A 19,388-nucleotide genomic window follows, 5' to 3' on the forward strand; every position below is an offset into this window, starting at 1 on the left:
GCATTCGGGCCGCTCAATCTTGTGGGTGGGTTTGGTTCGTCAGCGGCCTGGTGGCGATAGAGGTTGCCTATAGGCGGTTATCCGGGAGCCATATGGCTCGGATATGGCGGTTTTTGTGTAGTGCATTGACCAATTTACCTGCGGTAACGTACACTTCCTCCGTTAAAAAATAGAAGCCGGAGCACGGGTGCGCGCGAGCGCATAAAGGGGAATCGGGTGAGAATCCCGAGCAAGGCGGTTACTGTGTGCGGGCGCGCCCGCGAGCCAGATTACCTGCCCGCGCTCTTCTCGAAACCGAGGGCCTTTCTGTTTGCCGCTGGATTCCGGTCTACAAGGGGTGCTGCTGAGCGTGTGTTTTGCTGCCGATAGGGTGGCTGACGTGCGCCTTTGTGCTGCCGGGGTATCGCCTGTCCCGCCTTCTTCGCCATGGCTCTATTGCAGGTTCGCGAAAGAAGGAGAACGGGTGACGCGAAACAACATTATGCTCAAGCGCCTGGGGGCCGCTGCTTTCTCGGTGCTGCTAGTCTGGTCGATGCCGGGTACGTCGGCATTTGCCGAGGGCGTGGCAGAGATCGCTGTGCAGGCGCAGGCCCAGGCCTCGCAGCAGGCGGATACTGCCGAGAATGCCGACGAGTCGAGTTTCACTGCGGACGAGCAGACGGGTGCTGAAGGCGCCGAGGCGTCGGCGGACGAGGCAAGATCCGACGTTGCTCCGTCTGCCGATGAGGGGCTTGCCGCCATGCTGAGTGCGGACGGGCAGAACGCCGCTGCGGTGAACGTCGACGATGACGACGCCGATGTTCAGCAGGCACGTGACGTGCGCGTTGCCAAGGCCGGCGAGACCATGACGGTCTCTTCTGCTGGCGAGCTGCCTACCACCATCGAGGCTGGGGCCGTCGTGAGGCTTACGGCGGATATCAGTCTTGGCGCCGACCAGCAGATCGAGACCGTGGCCGGCACGCTCGATGGCCAGGGCCACAGCATCGTGCTTAACGGCAAGGCACTTGCGAAGAGCGTGACTGGCACGGTGCAGAATCTGGGCGTGACGGGCCGGGCAACCATGGGCGATTATGAGGGCGCCCTTGCGATCAATTGCTCGGGAACCGTGCAGATGTGCTGGTCGACGGTCACTTTGAGCGATGGCGGCACTTGGGCCGATTACGGTGGCCTGGTGGGAACGCTCAACGGTGGGTCTGTAATCAACTCTTACGTTTCCGGATCGATGTCGGGCTATTTCGCTCATGGTCTCGTTTGCCGGTATAGCTCCGGTGCTATGGTCAACAACCTCTTCACCGCGGGCGACCAGGCTTGCGGTTTTGGCAATGATTCTTCCTTCGGCAGCAAAATCTCTGTCGACGACCTCAAGACCCAGGCCTCGGTCGATAAGCTCAACACCGATGCTCCTGCCACCGGCTTTAGCTGGTCTGCACAGGGCGGTTTGCCCGTGCTGGTCTCGGGCGGTGCTGCGGTCGTCGTGAACAAGGATGCCCTTAAGGCTGCGATTGACGATGCCAGCGCCAGGGTCGAGGGCGACTACACGGCCGAGAGCTGGTCGAAGCTCGCCGAGGCCCTTGTGAGCGCCCAGGACGTCTACGCCAACGACGATGCCGCACAGGTCGAGGTCAACGGCGCAACCAAGGCGCTCACCGATGCCATTGCCGCACTCGAGAAGCCCAAGCCCACCGAGCCCGTGGCTCGGCCGCAGAACGTAGTGCGCCTGAGCTCGCAGAGCGACCTCGAAAACAAGTTCAAGCCCGCCGACGCCGACGCCTACTACGTTCTCGACAACGACATCACCATCGATGACAGCTGGTTCTTTGCCCCCATGGGCATGCTCGCGGGCACGCTCGACGGCCAGGGCCACACCATCACCTTCGCCAACGGTGGCGGCGTGAAGTCGCTCATGGACGGCGTTGCCTCCACGGGCGTGGTGCAGAACATCTCGTTTTCCGGTGAACTCAAGCAGGCGACGGACGGTAAGGCGTTCGGCCCCCTGGGCAACAAGGTTCAGGGTGCCGTGCTCAACTGCTCCACGAGTGTGACCGGCAAGGGCGTTGCGGGCTTTGCGCGTACGCTCGACGGCGGCATCGTGTCCAACTGCGTGTCGACCTCCGAGGGCACAGCGGGCGCGCTGTTCGCGACCTATAGCGCGGGCCAGCTCGTCAACACCTACTGGGGCGCATTCCTCACCAACAAGATGGACGCTCCCGCCTCGGCATTCGTCAACTCCTATGCCGTCGACCCCGCCGACATGGCCACCGATGCCTTCGCCGATCTTATCAACGCCAACTGCGGCGCCAACGGCAGCAGCTGGGGTATCGATAAAAATGGCACGCCGGTCTTTGGCTCGGGCAACAGCTACCAGGCGCCCGAGGACACCACGCCCGCCGACGCCTACACCGTGAGCTTCACGGCCAACGACGGCACCAGCCAGACGGTTGCCGGCCATATGCTCGAGGTTTCGCCTGATGCTGTGGACGCCTACCGCAAACTTGGCGTCTTTGCACTTAAGGGCGTCCCGGCCACGAGCACCATCACCTGGGGCACCGATGACGCCAACCGCGGCAACATCGGCATCAACGAGTCCACGGGAGAGCTCTACGTCTACGACAACGCTACCGGCACGGTGACCGCCACCGAGCGCAAGGCCGATGGCTCCGAGCAGACCGTGGCTACCATCAAGATCAAGGCCAAAGCCAAGCAGTTCGACGACTTTGAGCTGTGGTATCGTGCCTCCGACGGCACCGTGAGCAACGTGACCGATGGTACGGCTACCGTCCAGGGCTCCGAGGTGCGCAACCTCGAGATTCGCGTGCATTACGTCGATGCCGATAAGGGCGAGTACGTGCCCGTCTCGTTCAGCCGCTTCCACTTTGCCTCGAGCGATCCTACGACCATCTACAGCAACGACTACTCGGCCTGCTTTTACTTCAAGCATGCCGGCAGTGCCACGATTACCGTTACCCCGCGCGACGCCGCATCTGCGGGCGCCGGCTCCAAGAGCGTGACGCTGACGTCCGAAGCCGTGGCCGCCACGTCCATCTCGATGGGCTATAACGAGGACGGCGCCACCGTCTACCTGCAGGGCCGCAGCCCACTCTCCGAGCGCGGCGCGTTTTTGACCGATCACGCACGCCCGGTGGTGGCGCCCGACAACGCCACCAACCGCGACAACTTTACCGTGACGAGCAGCGATCCTGCCGTGGCGGCCTACACCACCGCGGGCGAGATCGGCTACACGGCGTACAAGGCTGGCACCACCACGTTTACCGCGACGCTGCCCGACACGGACGCCGATGGCAAGGTCATCAGCGCGTCGTGCGACGTGACTTATGCTTACCAAAATCCGCTTGCGAGCGTGACGGCCGGCACGGACAGCCTCTACCTCAAGGCCGGCTCGGCGCAAAAGCTCGACCTGGCCTTTACCGGCAAGAACGACGCGGACGGCTGGAGCGTGACCGAACCCGGCCTCACCTGGACGTTCAAGACGCTCGACGGCAAGGACGCCTCGGGGATCGTGAGCATCGACCGCAACGAGAAGGGCGCTTGGAAGCACGTCGACGGCGCTCCCGACGACGGCCTGTACGTGGCCTCGAGCGACTACACGGTGACGGCGCTTTCGGCCGGCACGGTGGTCGCGACGGGTACGCCGGTGGACACGACTGCCCCCGCCGAGCCCGTGACGCTTACCATCACCGTGGCCGGTGTGGCCGCGAGCCCCGCCACGAGTGAGTCCGCCTCGGCGGGCATCGACGCTGCCGCTGCGTTCATCGACGCGCGCCGCAGCTCCGACGCCTTCCAGTACGGCGACGAGTGGGAGATCTACGACTTTGCCAAGGCGGGCCGCAAGATCGATTCCAAGCTGCTCGACAACTACCATGCCTCGCTGGCCGAGCACAAGGCCGAGTGGGGGAGTGCGACCTGCGCTCTGACCGAGACCGAGCGTGTGGCGCTGGCTCTCTCCGCCATAGGCAAGGACATCACCAACTATGACGGCGTCAACCTGGTCGAGCTCATCTGCAGCCGCACCGATATGGCGCGCGCCAACGAGAAGATCTTCGCGCTGATGGCGCTCAATGCGAGCGGCTCGGATGCGCCCGCCGGCTCCACCTGGACGTGCGCGAGTCTCGTGGATGCCGTCTGTGAGCTCCTCGGCAGCGACGCGGCTGTGGAGGGTACGCGCCTGGGCGACGTGGACCTGACGGCTATGGCGATCCAGGCCGTGGCGCCTTACGCGGTTGACACCAAGGTCGATGCTGCCATCGAGAATGGCCTCTCCTACCTCAAGGGCAAGATGAATGCGGGCACCTGCGACTTTGGTTCTGCCGAGGCCAATGCCCAGGTGATCCTCGCGCTGCTTTCGCTCGACCGAGACCCGGCCAACCCCGTCAACGGGTTTGCAAATGCTGTGACCAACGTGGTCTGCGCGCTGGACCTGTACCGCGTGGACGGCGGCAACGGCTATGCGCACAGCAAGGGCGGCGCGGCCAACGCCATGGCGACCGAGCAGGCGCTCCGCGCGCTCACGACATATCGTGTCTCCTCGGGAGAGACGATTGCCTGGAAGACGGCCGTGACGGCGGGCAAGGGCTCGAGCAGCAAGGACCCGCAGAAGCCCACGGTGGCGCCGGGCGTCCTGACGCCGGGTGCCGGGTCGGACGGCGGTGCCGGCAACGGGACCGGCGGTTTTGCGGGCGTAATGGCTCCTGTGGCCGCCAAGATGGCCGGTGCTTCCTCGCGCGAGGGCGCCAAGGCAGCTGGCGATTCCAAGGACGAGGCTGAATCCGGCAAGAAGGATTTGACGGAGTCTTCCGTCGCCGGTAAGACAGACAAGAGCGGCAAAAAGTCGGGTACGTCCGGCAAGACCGCCGCGTTGAGCGCCGGCGCCGCCAACAAGGCTGCGGACGCGGGTCCAAACGGCTTTGCTATCGCTGGCGTTGCCGTGGGCATCGTCGGTATCGGGGCCGTCGGCGGCTGGTTTGTCTACACCAAACGCCGCGCGGCGTAGCGAGCCTCTGCCTACCAGGTAAATACTGCAAGGAGTATGGTCTTGCAAAGCGAAGGGCCCTCCTACCGATCAGCTCGGCAGGAGGGCCCTTCCATCTCCTCGCAGTTTGAGTGGGCCAACGTCCCAGTGAAAATGGGCGGGCCGATTGTGGCCGGATGCTGAGCAGCTTGCAGAGCAGCCGCTAGCAAATTCTCGGCAGCTGTTCTCCTACGAGCATGTCGAGGATGCGGGTCGATCCCCAGCCGGTGCGTACGCGCACGGCGGGACGGGCGCCCTCGGCAAGCGGCAGCGCGCGACCGATAATCGCGGCGTTTTCGCCGTAGCGCGCGGCGCGCATGGCCGTCAGTGCGGCATCGGCCTGCTCGGCCGGCACCACGGCAACCATCTTGCCCTCGTTTGCCACCTGCAGCACATCGTAACCGAGCATCTCGCAGGCGGCCTGCACGTCGGGGCGCACGGGCACGGCATCCTCGTCGATCTCCATGGCAACGCCGCTGGCCTGGGCAAACTCGTTGAGCGTGGATGCCAGGCCGCCGCGCGTGGGGTCGCGGAAGCAGCGGGTGTCGGGGGCGGCGGCGAGCACGTCGGCAATCAGATGATTGAGCGGTGCGGCGTCGCTTTCGATGTTGCTCGAAAACGCCAAGCCCTCGCGCTGGCTCATGATGGCGATGCCGTGGTCGCCTAGCGTACCCGACACCAGGATGACATCGCCGGGCCGACAGTTTGCACCGCTGAGCGCTACGCCCGCGGGCACTTCGCCCACGCCGGCGGTATTGATGTAGACGCCGTCGGCACCTCCACGCTCGACCACCTTGGTGTCGCCGGTGATAATCTTCACGCCTGCCTCATGTGCCGTTTCGGCCATGGTCTGAACGATCTGGCGGAGCTTGTCCATGGGATAGCCCTCTTCGAGGATAAAGCCGCATGAGAGGTAGCGCACGTTGGCGCCCGAGGTCGCGACGTCGTTGACGGTTCCACATACGGCGAGGCGGCCGATATTGCCGCCGGGGAAGAACTGCGGCGTTACCACAAAGCTGTCGGTCGACATGGCGATTCGCCCGCTTGCGGGCAGCGCAGCGACGCCGGCATCGTTGCCCGCGAGCAGCTCGGGCGACCCAAAGGCATCCAGAAAGACCTCATCGATAATGCGCTTCATCATCTGGCCGCCGGAGCCGTGGCCCAGCAGGACAGTGCTATCGGTGGCATTACGGGACATATCGAAAACTCCAATCGTGGGTGGTGCCGGTACGTGGGGGCGTCCGGGCTAGTCGCGGTATCTAAAGTACGCCGCGCAGCTGCCTTCGGAGCTCACCATGCAGGGGCCGACGGAGTGTTCGGGCGTACATGCGTGGCCGAACAGCGGGCAGTCGCTCGGCGTGATGGCTCCGCGCAGCACGTCGCCGCAGCGGCACCCGCGTGGCTCGACCGTCGCCTCAACGGGCACATCAAAGCGGGCGCCGGCATCAAAGCGCGCGAATTCGGGTCGGATGGAAAGACCCGAAGCCGCAATCGGTCCCAGTCCGCGCCACGTGGTGTCGCACGGCTCAAACACCTGCTCGACCAGCTGGCGCGCTACGGGATTGCCGTCTGCATTGACGCCACGGCGGTAGGCGTTGTCGATTGCGGGCCTGTGCTCGACAACCATCTGGACCAGCATGCAGATGCCCTGCAAGATATCGACCGGCTCAAACCCGGTGACTACGCCGGGGGTCTCGAACTCATCGACCAAAAACCTAAAGGGTGCCAGGCCCGTGATGGTAGCGACGTGACCAGGCAGGATAAAGCCGTCGATGGTCGTTTCGGGGTCGTTGGAGATCGCACGCAGAGCCGGCGGCGTGGTCTTGTGAGCACAGTAGACCGAGAAGTTCTGGAGCTCGCGCGCGTCGGCCTCTAGGATGGCGGCGGCAATGGTGGGCGTTGTGGTCTCAAAGCCGACGCCCATAAAGATGACCGGGCGTTCGGGATTTTGCTCGGCAATGTCGAGTGCGTCGAGCGGAGAATAGACGATGCGGATGTCGCGCCCCGCCGCCTTTTGCGCGGCAAGCGAGGTGGACGATCCGGGCACGCGCATCATGTCGCCAAAGGTGGTGATGATGGCGCCGTCCATGTTGGAAAGCGCGATTGCGTGATCGATGTCGCGGTTGGCGGTGACGCAAACGGGGCACCCCGGGCCGCTTAGCAGTTTGAGCCCCGTCGGCATAATGGAATGAAAGCCATAGCGGCCAATGCTCACGGTATGCGTACCGCAGACTTCCATAAGGTTGATGCTGCGGTTGCCGACAAGCTCATGAATACGATCGATGAGCTCGCGGGCCAGCTTGGGGTCGCGAAATGCCGAAAAGTCGATACCGGAGCGAACCGGCTGCGCCGCCGCCACTAGTATGCCTCGGCCGGGTTGGTGGCGAGTTGGTCCTCTTCGGCCAGCTCGGTCATGGTATTGACGAGCTCGAGTGTCTCTTGGGCTTCCTGCTCGTCGACAATCTGAATGCCAAAGCCGGCGTGCACGAGAATATAGTCGCCTACCTGTGCCGTCGGCACGAGGCGCAGCGAAATGGGGCGCTCGATGCCCATCATGTCGACGGTCGCCTTAAGGTCGTCGTCGCGTTTGACCACTTTACCGGGAACGGCAAGGCACATAATGTTCCCCTTTTATACGTTTTGCGCTGGACAGGCGCCTAATTACCCATCAGTTGATGGTAGCGCTCGCGGGAGTCACGAGCAAACGCGTTACACCTGTGAGACGGCGGCGCGCAGGCTGGCAAAACAGCCTATCGCAACGCCGTCTACGCGAGGCGAGCGCGAGCGATGGCGGCCTGACCGTAGGCGATGCAGCCGTCGTTGGCGGGTACAGCGTGGGGGACCAAGACGGCAAGACCGGCGTCTTTGAGTTCGTGGGTAAGGAGCTGAAGCAAAAGCCGGTTCATGAACACACCGCCCGAGAGCGCGACGGTATCGATGCCTTCGCGCGCGCAGATTTCGCGTGCGATGTGGGTCGTAGCGTGCGTAATGGCGATGTGAAACCCGAGGGCGAGCCTGTCGGCCGGCGCGCCTGCCTCGATTCCATTCAGAAGAGCTTCGATGAGCGGTTGGGGGTCCAAGATGGGGGAGTCGTCGGCAGACGTGAATACGCCTGTGTGATTGTCGTCGAGACGAACGGTCTTACCGCCGAGCGCGCGCCAGGCGGCGGCTTCGAGTTCTATGGCGGGTTCGCCCTCGTAGGTTGCCTTGCCGCAGATGCCCAGAATCGCTGCCGCGGCATCAAAGAGACGCCCCATGCTGCTGGTACGCGGGCTGTTGATGCCGCGCTCGATCATGGTGGCTGTCACGCTGCGTGTTTGCTCGTCGAGGGTGCCCAATAGCCCCGCGGCACCCGGATGCTCGAGCAGGCCGAGCTCGCTCAGCAGGGCAAAGGCATTGCGCCGGGCATCGCGCACGGATGTGGCTCCGCCTGGCAGCGCCCAGGTGCGCAGGTGCGCGGCGCGTTCAAAATCGGCAAGGCCGGCGATAAGAAACTCACCGCCCCATATGGTGCCGTCGGTGCCGGCACCCGTACCATCGAAGGCAATACCGAGGACGCGCGCATCGGGCGCAAGCCGGCCAGCGACAATCGCCTCTGCCATTACGCTCGCGATGTGCGCATGATGATGTTGGATTTCGATTAGCGGCAGACTGTGCTCCCGTGCCCGCTCACGCGCCCACTGGCTCGACAGATAGCTGGGATGCATGTCGCATGCCAGGGCGGCAGGCGTCAGGTCAAAGAGGTTTTCTAGACGTGCGCGGGCGGCGCTCCAGGCATCGAAGGTCGCGCCGTTTTCGACATCGCCGATATGCTGCGACACAAAACAGGCCACATGGCCGTCGGCGTCCTCGCGCGTGAGCGCGATCGTGGCTTTTTGCTGCGGCCCGCAGGCGAGCACGCAGGGTGCAGTGCCGTCGAGCGCCGGCAGCGACAACGGTTGCGGCGCATATCCGCGTGCGCGACGCACAGGCATGACGGTGCCGTCGACCACACGTACCACGGAGTCGTCGTAGCGTGAGAGAATCGCACGGTCGTTGCCAAGTAGCGCGTCGGCGATGCCGGCGGCAACAAGATGTTCCCATGCAAGGGCATCGTCGGTCTCGATAGGTTCCTCGCTCAGGTTTCCGCTGGTCATGACCAGCGCGTGCATGCCATGCGACGAGGCAGCTGCAAGCAGCAGATGCTGAAGCGGTGTATAGGGGAGCATGACGCCGAGCTCGGGTAGATCGTGCGCGACGGATGGCGCGAGTGTAAGGCCGTCGGGGGAATCTCCCTCGCCAACAACACGGCGGCGCAGCAGCACAATGGGGCGGATGCTGCCGGCCAGTAAGTCGCGCTCGGCATCATCGACATGGCACAGGCGTTCAGTATCGGCAAGGCTGCGCACCATAACGGCAAGCGGCTTGTTGCTGCGGCGCTTGCGACGGCGCAGCTCGACCACCGCCTGCTCATTGGCGGCGTTGCAGGCCATATGGAATCCGCCCAGCCCCTTGATGGCGACAATACCGCCGCTGGCCAGCAGCTCGACACAGCGGTCAATAATGGCATCGCTGGTTTCGCGCGTGCTGCCGACGGCCGGCATCGCCCCCGAGCCCTCGAGCCCCATGTCGCCCGCCGCCTCGCGCCAGGTAATATGTGGCCCGCAGTCATAGCAGGCATCGGGCTGCGCATGAAAGCGCCGGTCAAGCGGGTCGCCATACTCTGCGGCGCACTCGGGGCACATAGGAAAGCAATCCATCGACGTGGCCGCTCGGTCATAAGGCAGCGATCGGATGATGGTAAAGCGCGGCCCACAGTTGGTGCAGTTGATAAAGGGGTAGTGATAGCGTCGGTCGGTGGGGTCGAACAGTTCGTGCAGGCAGTCGTCACAGGTGGCGATATCGGGAGAGATGAGCGTCGTGTGCACGGTCTGATCCTGCGACGCTACAATACGAAAGACCTGCTCATCGTCGGCATCCCAAGCGTCGGGCTCCAGGTCTGCAACAGCGACATGCTCAACGCGGGCCGCGGCAGGCGCGTGCTCCGACAGCGCGGCGACAAAGCCGTCGAGTGCCTCGACTGAAGCATGCGCCTCGATGTGCACGCCATCGCCCGCGTTGAGCACCCAGCCGCAAATGCCATGCGCCATAGCCTCGCGATACACAAATGGCCGCATGCCAACGCCCTGCACAATGCCCGTTACATGAATATGCACATGCCGCATGCGACCTTCCTTCGTTGAAACCTGTCCCTTTATGGCAGGTGCGCTGTGGGAAATCCCGCTACAGCCCCAGGCTCTGCTTGGTGGCGGCGCACGTGAGCTCGCCGTGCTTAACGCCGCGCAGCCCCAGCAACCGGTCGGCCAGCTCGTAGACACGCTCGCCGCGACCCTTGAGCGCCAGAATCTCCAGGCAGTTGTGGTGGTCCAGATGCACGTGCATGGTCGAGACGATCTCGTCGGTGTAGTCGTGCTGCACCTCGTCCAGACGGCGCGTCAGATCGCCGGTATGGTGGTCATAGATCATGGTGAGCGAACCGATGACCTGCTCGTCGGGCGTGCGCATCTGCTGCTTAGCGATCGAGGCGCGAATCAGATCGCGTACGGCCTCGGATCGGTTGGCCACGTCACCGCGGCGCGCGATCTGCTCGTCAAAGCGGCGCAGCAGGTCGTCGGGCGCGGTGACCGAAAAGCGGACCAGCTCGGAGCTGGAGCCGCTGCAGCGGCAGCTCGCATCGTCGTCCACACCGTGATCGTGCGTGTGCTCGTGCTCGGCCACGTTACACCAGTTTCACAGAGCCGACGGAGTTGTGATCTGCCTCGATGGCCTCCTCGTAGCCCTCGAGCGCATCGTGCGCCTCGTGCAGCGCAGACATGGCGGCCTCGAGCTTGGCGCCAATGCGCTCCATGTCAAAGTTCTCGGTCGCGTGCAGCAGCTGATGGCTCCACTCGTGAGCGAGCTCAATGGTGTCGTCGACCTGCTTGACGCTCATGGCAAGCTGGCTCATGTTCATTCCAACATCATGCATGGGAAATCTCCTTGTGTAGGCGGTAATCCGGCGGTTCAGATTTTACTACGCCCGCTCTGCGCGCCACTGCATAAGAAAACGGGTGCGAGTCTGTGCGACTCGCACCCGTTCACTGGGGGCTGTTTGTGACTACCATACTATCCGTGGTCGCACGCGCCGCACCCGGCAGTCCGGCGAGCGGTACAAAACCGCTCATGGACGGCGGGTAAGTAACAAGCGTATTACAGATGCTTCTCCAGCAGCGCCTGCAGCCTCGCCTTGGGCAGAGCGCCGACCGAGCGGTCGATCTCCTCGCCGTTCTTAAACACAATCAGCGTGGGGATGCTCATGACGCCATACTTCATGGCCAGGTCCTGGTTGTCGTCGACGTTGCACTTGGCCACAGCCAACTTGCCGGCCAGCTCGTCGGCAACCTCGTCTACGATGGGCGAGAGCGAGCGGCAGGGGCCGCACCACGGGGCCCAAAAATCAACCAGTACGGGCAGGCTATCGTTGACGACAGCGCCGAAGTTCTCGGGGGTAATCTGCTTAATGTCAGCCATGGTGACCTCCATAATACGACGCGGCTCGGCCGCGTAAAACTCAGTACGACCGTGCTTATACCCAGCGGCCCGCAAAGCAACCACTCGCGGGCGGCTCTTTTATATAATGGTGGGCACGCAAACGATTGGAGAGCGCATGCCCACGTCACAAAGCCAGAAAAAAGAAGCCATCGCTCAGGCGACCGAGCAGGAGCTCGCGTCGCTTGCAGATCGCGGTGTGCGTATCGCGGGCAACGCGTGCTCGCCGATTGTGCTGGTCAAAGGCGATTTGGATGAAGCCGAGTGCTCGGGCGGCGAGCTGGCCGCCGGCGCGGATGGCGCCGCGTTGCGCAAGGCGCTCGGTGCCATCGGATATGCCCCCGAGGATTTTTGTGTGCTGGCAAGCGTCGCCGGCGCGGGCGACGGAGCGGTCGCGGCGGGCGAGGCCCTGACGTGCGACCTGTTCCGCGAGGCGCTGGAGACCTTGGACCCCGAGGCGGTGCTGCTGCTGGACAACAGTGCGGCCGATGTCATGCGCGAGACCTATGCCGATATGCTTGTGGCAATTGATGACTTTGACACCGCCATGCTCAAGCCCGGCCTGGTCGCCCATGTGCAGGGGCGCCGCGTGCTGGCGCTCGACGGTTTTGAGGCGGCGCTCACCGACAAGGCCGCCAAGCAGCGCATGTGGGCCTACATTAAGCAGCTGACCCCGGCGGCTGCACCGCTGTAGCGAGGTTGGCGGCAGCCCCTACATCACGGCGCGCAGCTCAAACCGGTCGCCGTTAATGCGGAACTGGCAGTTGCCGTTCATGCGCTCGACGGCAAGCATAATGCTCTTGGTGCCAAAGCCGTGCCCAGTGTGCTGAGCCACGGGCATGCCGTCGACCATGTGCGGCGCACGGCCAAACGTGTTGGAAACCAGCAATAGAAGCTGACCGTCTTCGTAGCGAAGGTCCAGGTCGACAAACCGCTTGCCTTCGGGGGCGGCGCTCGCCGCGGCGATGGCATTGTCCAGGGCGTTCGATACCACACTGAATAGATCGACATCGCCCACGTGGACGGTTTCGGGCACGGCGGCGTGCAGGTCGGCGGTGATGCCGTGCGCGTTGATGTCCGCGGAAAGCGACGAGAGCGCAATGTTGACCGTTTCGTTGGCGCAGTAGCGGCGCACGGCGGTGCGGTCGTTGGTCTCGCAGAGCGCGTCGATGCGCTCGAGTGCCTCATCGGTGTGACCCTCTTCGATCAGGGCCGCTAGACCGCGCAGGTAGTGGCGCATGTCGTGACGGAGAACCGAGAGCTCGCGTCCGGACTGGCGCCAGGCTTCGAGCTCTTTGATGGCCGCGCTGTCGCGGGTCGCGAGCATCCAGCGCTCGCGCTCGGCGATTTCCTTTGCCTCGTATTCGCGAAGGTAGACGGCAAGAAACATAAGGTAGAACGCGCAGAGGGCGAACGCCAAAAACTCAACGGTTACTACCGAGCCCGAGTGGAAGAGCGTGGTATAGACGTTGGTGGCGTAGTCGAAGATGTAGTAGACGAGCGGCAGGATGAGCAGAATCTCCAACTCGGTGGGGCTTTTGGCCGCCAGGCGCGGACCGATGTCTCTGGCCCAATGCAGCAAGATCGCAAAGACGCCGAGCGTCGTGATGATGCGCGCCGCGTAATATGCGATTTGCGAATCGGTGGCAGCGAATGCGGCGATGCCCATCCAGTTGCTAAACTGGCAGCTCAGGTAGGCACTGGTAACGCCCAGGATGGCGAGCAGCGGACTCAGGCGATAGCGTACGCACAGGTAGACGACAAGCGGCAGATACACGACGAGTGGATAGGCCTGTCGGGCGAAAAGCTCGCCGCCGACGGCATTGGCGAGGCCGAATGCGCATCCGGTTACGGCGCCGACCCCCACCAGCTTCCACCGTATGCCGAAAACACCCGGACGATGCCGTGCAGATCGCTTCGCTCTGCTATAGTCTCCCAAATTCACGTTTTCTATTGGGATGGTGGTTAATATGGGCGACATACTCGAATCGTTCCTGCGCGTGGCGATGGTGGTGTTCATCGTCGGTCCGCTCACTGCATGGGTCGCCCGTCGCGGCGCGCGCGAGCGCAGTGAGGCGACGGACAGCCTCGATCGCTTCACGGTGCGCATGCCCGCTGCCATTCGCACGATCATCGCCTGCTGCGCCGTCGCGTTCGAACTGCTCATGCTGGGTGTCTACGTCTGGCAGGGCGTCTCGTTGGGCGAGTGGGACCACGAACTTGTGTGGTTCGGTCACGCCATGGCGCTCGCGGGCATGGCCATCTGGGCCCTGCTGAGCATCCCGCGCATCGACGTGGACGGTGAGCGAATTCTCTCGCGTAACGCCTTCGGCATCCGCAAGGAGACGACGTTTGGCAACATCACCCGTGCAACGCTTCACACGCAGATGATGAGGATCGACCTGTTCGAGGGCGACCGGAAGTTCTGCTCGATAAGCCTCGAGGGGGTGTGCTCGCTCAACCTCCTCGCCCGTCTGGAGGAAGAGGGCATCGAGGTCTCGGACGCTGTTGACGGCCCGACGACCAAGGCGGGTCTGTGTTGGTCTGCCATCAAGCCGTTGACGGTTGTTTTCAACGGTATGGCGCTCGTCTTCTCGCTCGTGATCGCCTTCATGGCTGTTTTCACCGACGCCGGTGCTCGTCTGCTCCTGCTCGTCCCATGCCTCTTCCTGTTCATAGGGGGACTCCTGCCTCTGCTCATGCTCAGCATGCCCGCCCGTGGTATCTACGAGATCGGCAGACAGGAGCGCGAACTCGGTTTCTCCTTCGCCGAGGAGATGGCGAGCCGAGGTGCCACGGGCACCTCGCTTGTCGACGACGATTGGTTCATCGAGATCAGCAACGCCCGCGTCGTGGCGTTCCGCCGCGATTATCTCAAGAAGGTCACGGCGCACGAGGATAGCGAGAGCGGCGACCGTTGCACGGTGACCACGAAAGGCGGTCGCAAAATCAAGGTGTACGCAGCGGGCAGCACGCTCGAGGACCTGCGCTCGTGGTTCAAACAGGGTGCCAAGGCCAGAAGCACGCTCGACCGTGCAGAGGACGTGCTCGAGACGACGTCTGATTGGGTTGTCTGACCTGTATCGTCTTTTCGGACACGCATGCTAGAGGCCCAATCCTTTAGAATGCATTCATCGACGACCGAGAGGACGGTATGCTATGTCCAACCCAGCCGCCAAGTACACCGACGAGTTCAGGCGCGAGACCGCCGACTACATCATCTCGACGGGCAGGCCGATAACGGAATGCTGCGCAGAACTGGGCCTGAATTCCAAGACCGTGAACAAGTGGGTGCAGAGCCGCCGGCGCGAGCTTGCCGGCGGGCCCGACCCCAAGGCCGAGGACCGCGAGCTTCGCGAGGCGAAAAGGCGCATACGCGAGCTCGAGATGGAGAACGCCTTCTTGAAAAAAGCCGCGGCCTTCTTCGCCAAAAGCCAGGCGTAGCCGCATGCTACCGGATGATGTTGGCGGAGAAGGCCGAATTCCCGGTGAAAATGATGGCCCGCGTGCTCGGCGTGAGCCGATCGGGCTTCTACTCGTGGCTCTCCAACGGCTGCCCGCGAGAAGACTGGTCGGCCGAGCGCGAGGCGGTCCGGCGCGTGTGGCTGGAGTCGGACCGCAGGTTCGGCTTCCGGTTCGTGAAATGCTTCCTGCCCGGCGAGTTCTCCGGATTGACCCTGTACAGGGTGCGCAAGCTGATGCGCGAGCTGGGAATACGCGGCTGCACGCCCAACGCCAGGAAGCGCACCACCATCCCCGACCCGAAGGCCAGGCCCCGGCCCGACCTGGTGCGCCGCGACTTCACCAGTCCCGTTCCAACCTACAAGCTCGTGGGCGACATCACCTACCTGCGCACCGGCGAGGGATGGCTGTACCTGTCGACGGTCATCGACCTCAACACCCGCATGGTGGTGGGCTGGTCGCTCTCCGAGCGCATGACCGCCGACATCGTGGTTTCGGCGCTGGCGTCGGCCAAATCGCGCGGCTACGTGGCCGGCAACGCGATATTCCACGCCGACCGCGGCGCCCAGTACACCAGCAGGCTTCTGGCCGAATGGGCGCGCGACAACGACGTGCGGCTGTCCTGCAGCCGCACCGGCAACTGCCACGACAACGCGGTGGCCGAGTCGTTCCTCGCCACGCTGAAGAACGAGATGTACTACAGGCGCAGCTTCCCGACCAGGGATTCCGCCAAGCACGCGGTGGTCGAGTTCATCGAGGCGTACTACAACCGCCGAAGGCCCCGCTCGACGATCGGCTACAAGGTGCCGGCCGAGGCCATGGCGGCCTTCTTCGAGAGAACCGAGCCCAAGCCCGAGGCCATGCCTATGGCCGCTTGATTCCTCGAGCTTGCGTGTCCGAAATCTTGACACAGGTCAGAAGGCCTCGATGCCAGCGCTGCGCCGATATGGGGCAGCGGCCCCCCGTTGGCCGCCATGGCCCTGACTTCCGAGCGTATGCTGGCGCCGCTCGTCTTAAGACATCGACCTCCATCCGGAGCCTGCGGTTCTCGCGCTCGAGCTCCAGGATCCGGTTCTGCTCGGGCGTGCGGTTGTCCGCGGCGCGCGGCGAGCCGGTCTCGTTTATCGACTTGACCCGCCTCTCCACGGTGCTCTTGTCGAGGTCGCACTCGTCCATGGCCTCGCGCCTGGGCTTTCCGGCGTTGTGGAGATCGACTATCTTCCTCTTGAACTCGTCGGTGAAATGCCTCGGTCTGGGGCCGGTCGAGGCCGAGCCCCCGGTCCGGCTGGGGTAGCATGTCGCTGCGGACCATTGTCTTTCCTCTCGTTGAATATCTAGGCGCTGACGATTCTAGGCGATGGCCCTCTCTTGCTTCTTACACCTCGATTGTGCTCGCTACCCCCAGCGGGTCCGAATCGAGCGATTCGGGCCCGCTTTTGGGGTCTGCCGGAAGCCCGGTGGTCAAAAAAGGCCAAATATGAGTACTGTTACCAGTTTAGTGGCAGCCAAATGGCCTCCAAAATCGGTGCCAGCGGCCAAAAGCGCATCGATTTTCGTCCGTCAGAGTCACGATCGGGCTCCAAACAAGGCGATTTTGCTGATCTGGACCGGAAAATCGCTGCTACTAATTTGGTGACAGTACTCATATTTGGCCTTTTTTGACCACTGCCCCTTGGTCCAGGACAAAACGGGCTGCTCGAATCTTGGGGCGGATCCATTTTCGACTATCCTCAGCTTGCTAGTTCGAAAACGGACCCGCTCCAAGATTGAATCTTTATTCCAACTTTACACCTAGGTTTACAGCTGTCTTGTCAGCTGTAAACCTAGGTGTCATACTAAAGCCCCAAGATTCGCCAAAAGAGAGGGGCCTTGATGGCACAGAGCGCGAACATGGATGCGTCGGAGCTTGCACGCGACATTGCGGCCGGCCTGGCATCGGCAACGACGGCAACGGAGCGCGCGGCATTGGTGCCCGCAGAGCTCGTCGAGGCCATTCAGCAACTTAAAACCCAGCGCGACGCGGTGATCCTGGCGCACTATTACGTGGCGCCCGAGGTCCAGGCTGTGGCCGATTACGTCGGCGACAGCTTCTACCTGGCTAAGCTCGCCAAGAGCCTGCCGCAGCAGACCATCGTGCTGTGCGGCGTGGAGTTTATGGGCGAGAGCGCCAAGCTGCTCAACCCCACCAAGACCGTGCTGCTGCCCGAGCCGGGCGCGGACTGCCCCATGGCTCATATGGTCAAGCGCGAGACGGTCGACGCGGCGCGCGCCGAGTACGGCGACGACCTGGCCGTGGTCTGCTACGTCAACTCCACGGTCGAGATCAAGAGCTGGAGCGACGTGTGCGTCACCAGCTCCAACGCCGTCAAGATCGTATCCGAGCTGCCACAGCAGCACATCCTGTTTATCCCCGATCAAAACCTGGGCCGCTTCGTAGCCGAGCGGGTGCCGCAAAAGCACGTCATCCTCAACAACGGCTACTGCCCGCGCCACCACATCATCACCGTCGAGCAGATTGTCGACGCGCAGGAGGCGCATCCCGATGCGCTCGTGCTGGCGCACCCCGAGTGCAAGGCCGACGTCCTGGCCGAGGCCGACTACATCGGCTCCACCGCCGGCATCATCAAGTACGCCGAGGAGTCGGACGCGAGCGAGTTCATCATCGTGACGGTCCGCGGCGTGCTCTACGAGCTCGAGCGCCGCTGCCAGAGCACCGGCAAGAAGTTCTACTTCCCCGCGGTGCAGCCCACCTGCGTCAACATGGATCTCATCACGCTCGAAAAGCTCGTGCACTGCCTGGAGACGGGCGAGGGCGAGGTGCAGATTGGCGTGTCGGACGAGGCCGCCGATCAGGCCAAGCTCACGCTCGACCGCATGCTCGAGTACGCGGCGCGCTAAGCCAATGTGACATGAGGGGCCATCCCTTATGCCACATTACAAGGGAGAGGATTCCTGTGGAAACCAAACAATACTCCGACATGGAGTGCGACGTCGTCATTGCCGGTTGCGGCGTGGCGGGCCTGTATGCGGCCCTCAACCTGCCGACGAGCACGCGCGTAATCATGCTCTCCAAGGGCGCCGTCGACGAGTGCGATTCGATGCTCGCGCAGGGCGGTATCTGCGTGCTGCCCGAAGGCTCTGACTACGATGCCTTCTTTGAGGACACCATGCACGCCGGCCATTACGAGAACCGCCGCGAGAGCGTCGACATCATGATCCGCTCGAGCCGCTCGGTCATCAACGACCTACTGGCCATGGGCGTGGACTTTGAGCGCAAGGCCGACGGCAGCCTCGACTTTACCCGCGAGGGCGCGCACAGCCGCCCGCGCATTGCCTTCCATGCCGATATTACGGGCAAGGAGATCACGACCAGGCTGCTCCAGGCCGTTCGCAAGCTGGACAACGTGCAGATTCTGGAGCACGTGGCCATGACCGACATCCTGACGGCCGAGCATGATGGCGCTACGGTGTGCAGCGGCGTCGCCGCCGTTCCCGTCGACGAGGACAACTCGGTTCGTCCCGCCGACGAGCTGGCAAATGCCGCCGAGGGCGTGCATGCCGGCGAGCCGTTTAAGATCCATGCCCGCCACACGCTGTGGGCGACGGGCGGTATCGGCGGCGTATACGACCATTCGACCAACTACCCGCAGCTCACGGGCGATGCCTGCTACATTGCTCAGGAGCATGGCATTAAGATGGAGCATCTGGACTACGTGCAGATTCACCCCACGGGCCTGTTCTCGCCGCAGCCGGGCCGCACCTTCCTGATCAGCGAGAGCTGCCGCGGCGAGGGCGCGATTTTGCTCAACGCCGCCGGCGAGCGCTTTACCGACGAGCTTCAGCCGCGCGATGTGGTCGCCGCCGCCATCCGCGAGCAGATGAAGCAGGACGGTACCGAGCACGAGTGGCTGAGCTTTGCCCCCGTCGAGCGCGACGTGGTGACTGGGCACTTTGCCAACATTCGCGCGCGCTGCCTTGAGGACGGCCGCGACATCTTGGACGAGCCCATCCCCGTTACGCCCACGCAGCACTACTTTATGGGCGGCGTGTGGGTCGACAAGGACGGCCGCACCTCGATGCCCGAGCTCTACGCCGCGGGCGAGACGGCCTGCAACGGCGTGCACGGCAAGAATCGCCTGGCTTCCAACAGCCTGCTCGAGTCCCTGGTTTGGGGCCGCCGTGCCGCCTGGTGCATGCGCACCGGCGAGTCGCTCGCCGTGGAGCGGGCGGGCGAGCCCGCGCTTGACGGGCGTCATCGCGCCCTGAGCGCCGACTCCCTGGCAATCGATGATTTGGCCCGTGCCGCCGGCACGCAGGCCGTGGAGGAGTAGAC

Annotated in this window: 14 protein-coding genes, 1 pseudogene and 1 riboswitch; of the genes and pseudogenes, 7 read left to right on the top strand and 8 right to left on the bottom strand. The window is 63.5% G+C overall.

Annotated elements, in window-relative coordinates; all coding sequences use genetic code 11:
• Positions 1 to 168: 168 nt before the first annotated feature.
• Positions 169 to 296, top strand: a riboswitch (cobalamin riboswitch).
• Between the two features lie 167 nt (positions 297 to 463).
• Positions 464 to 5,008 carry an FIVAR domain-containing protein gene (locus tag DXD48_RS06945; RefSeq protein ID WP_117564535.1) on the top strand — a complete coding sequence of 1,515 codons (4,545 nt, stop codon included), beginning with the start codon at positions 464 to 466 and terminating at the stop codon, positions 5,006 to 5,008.
• A gap of 181 nt (positions 5,009 to 5,189) precedes the next feature.
• Here the strand turns inward: DXD48_RS06945 and hypE are convergent, their stop codons facing one another.
• The 7 genes from hypE to trxA form a co-directional block, all read right to left on the bottom strand.
• A complete protein-coding gene (hypE, locus tag DXD48_RS06950; RefSeq protein ID WP_117564536.1) occupies positions 5,190 to 6,224 on the bottom strand; it encodes a hydrogenase expression/formation protein HypE in 1,035 nt (344 codons plus the stop codon).
• Positions 6,225 to 6,272: 48 nt separating this feature from the next.
• Positions 6,273 to 7,385 (bottom strand): hydrogenase formation protein HypD, encoded by a 1,113-nt coding sequence (gene hypD / locus DXD48_RS06955; RefSeq protein ID WP_117564537.1) that lies wholly within the window; start codon positions 7,383 to 7,385, stop codon positions 6,273 to 6,275.
• On the bottom strand, positions 7,385 to 7,645 hold the full coding sequence (locus tag DXD48_RS06960; protein WP_117564538.1) for a HypC/HybG/HupF family hydrogenase formation chaperone: 261 nt from the start codon (positions 7,643 to 7,645) through the stop codon (positions 7,385 to 7,387). Before DXD48_RS06960 ends, hypD begins: the two co-directional genes overlap by 1 nt.
• Positions 7,646 to 7,791: 146 nt before the next feature.
• The gene (hypF, locus tag DXD48_RS06965) at positions 7,792 to 10,230 is read right to left on the bottom strand and encodes a carbamoyltransferase HypF (protein WP_117564539.1); all 2,439 of its coding nucleotides are present in this window, start codon (positions 10,228 to 10,230) and stop codon (positions 7,792 to 7,794) included.
• A 58-nt stretch (positions 10,231 to 10,288) separates the two neighbouring features.
• Positions 10,289 to 10,783, bottom strand: coding sequence for a nickel-responsive transcriptional regulator NikR (gene nikR, locus DXD48_RS06970; protein WP_233502350.1), 495 nt, complete (start codon positions 10,781 to 10,783; stop codon positions 10,289 to 10,291).
• A 1-nt stretch (position 10,784) separates the two neighbouring features.
• Entirely contained in the window at positions 10,785 to 11,033 is a 249-nt protein-coding gene (locus tag DXD48_RS06975) for a hypothetical protein (RefSeq protein WP_117564540.1), read from the bottom strand.
• Between the two features lie 221 nt (positions 11,034 to 11,254).
• Positions 11,255 to 11,575, bottom strand: a complete 321-nt coding sequence (gene trxA, locus DXD48_RS06980) for a thioredoxin (RefSeq protein ID WP_117564566.1) — start codon at positions 11,573 to 11,575, stop codon at positions 11,255 to 11,257.
• A gap of 136 nt (positions 11,576 to 11,711) precedes the next feature.
• Between trxA and DXD48_RS06985 the strand changes: the two genes are divergently transcribed.
• Positions 11,712 to 12,287 (top strand): hypothetical protein, encoded by a 576-nt coding sequence (locus tag DXD48_RS06985; RefSeq protein ID WP_117564541.1) that lies wholly within the window; start codon positions 11,712 to 11,714, stop codon positions 12,285 to 12,287.
• Positions 12,288 to 12,305: 18 nt separating this feature from the next.
• On the opposite strand, the gene DXD48_RS06990 is transcribed toward DXD48_RS06985, so the two are convergent.
• Positions 12,306 to 13,460 carry a sensor histidine kinase gene (locus DXD48_RS06990; RefSeq protein WP_158548951.1) on the bottom strand — a complete coding sequence of 385 codons (1,155 nt, stop codon included), beginning with the start codon at positions 13,458 to 13,460 and terminating at the stop codon, positions 12,306 to 12,308.
• 103 nt (positions 13,461 to 13,563) lie between these two features.
• Here DXD48_RS06990 and DXD48_RS06995 point away from each other — a divergent pair, with 103 nt between their 5' ends.
• The 5 genes and pseudogenes from DXD48_RS06995 (at position 13,564) to DXD48_RS07015 (ending at position 19,386) form a co-directional block, all read left to right on the top strand.
• Complete coding sequence (locus tag DXD48_RS06995) at positions 13,564 to 14,670, top strand: hypothetical protein (RefSeq protein ID WP_233514974.1); 1,107 nt, start codon at positions 13,564 to 13,566, stop codon at positions 14,668 to 14,670.
• A gap of 82 nt (positions 14,671 to 14,752) precedes the next feature.
• A pseudogene (locus DXD48_RS10255) lies at positions 14,753 to 14,980 on the top strand (transposase); the annotation flags it as partial.
• Entirely contained in the window at positions 14,881 to 15,933 is a 1,053-nt protein-coding gene (locus tag DXD48_RS07000; RefSeq protein WP_158548952.1) for an IS3 family transposase, read from the top strand. The pseudogene DXD48_RS10255 and the gene DXD48_RS07000, both read left to right, overlap by 100 nt.
• Positions 15,934 to 16,927: 994 nt before the next feature.
• Entirely contained in the window at positions 16,928 to 17,953 is a 1,026-nt protein-coding gene (gene nadA, locus DXD48_RS07010) for a quinolinate synthase NadA (RefSeq protein ID WP_117564544.1), read from the top strand.
• A gap of 56 nt (positions 17,954 to 18,009) precedes the next feature.
• On the top strand, positions 18,010 to 19,386 hold the full coding sequence (locus tag DXD48_RS07015) for an L-aspartate oxidase (RefSeq protein ID WP_233514975.1): 1,377 nt from the start codon (positions 18,010 to 18,012) through the stop codon (positions 19,384 to 19,386).
• Positions 19,387 to 19,388 lie beyond the last annotated feature (2 nt).

Origin of the sequence: Collinsella sp. TM05-37, assembly GCF_003436455.1 — a bacterium.
In the GTDB taxonomy this organism is placed as follows: domain Bacteria; phylum Actinomycetota; class Coriobacteriia; order Coriobacteriales; family Coriobacteriaceae; genus Collinsella.

Excerpts from the sequence above, each read along its gene's own strand:
- hypE (WP_117564536.1), bottom strand. The coding sequence starts at position 6,224 with ATGTCCCGTAATGCCACCGATAGCACTGTCCTGCTGGGCCACGGCTCC.
- DXD48_RS06960 (WP_117564538.1), bottom strand. The coding sequence starts at position 7,645 with ATGTGCCTTGCCGTTCCCGGTAAAGTGGTCAAACGCGACGACGACCTT.
- hypF (WP_117564539.1), bottom strand. The coding sequence starts at position 10,230 with ATGCGGCATGTGCATATTCATGTAACGGGCATTGTGCAGGGCGTTGGC.
- DXD48_RS06975 (WP_117564540.1), bottom strand. The coding sequence starts at position 11,033 with ATGCATGATGTTGGAATGAACATGAGCCAGCTTGCCATGAGCGTCAAG.
- trxA (WP_117564566.1), bottom strand. The coding sequence starts at position 11,575 with ATGGCTGACATTAAGCAGATTACCCCCGAGAACTTCGGCGCTGTCGTC.
- DXD48_RS06985 (WP_117564541.1), top strand. The coding sequence starts at position 11,712 with ATGCCCACGTCACAAAGCCAGAAAAAAGAAGCCATCGCTCAGGCGACC.
- DXD48_RS06995 (WP_233514974.1), top strand. The coding sequence starts at position 13,564 with ATGGGCGACATACTCGAATCGTTCCTGCGCGTGGCGATGGTGGTGTTC.
- nadA (WP_117564544.1), top strand. The coding sequence starts at position 16,928 with ATGGCACAGAGCGCGAACATGGATGCGTCGGAGCTTGCACGCGACATT.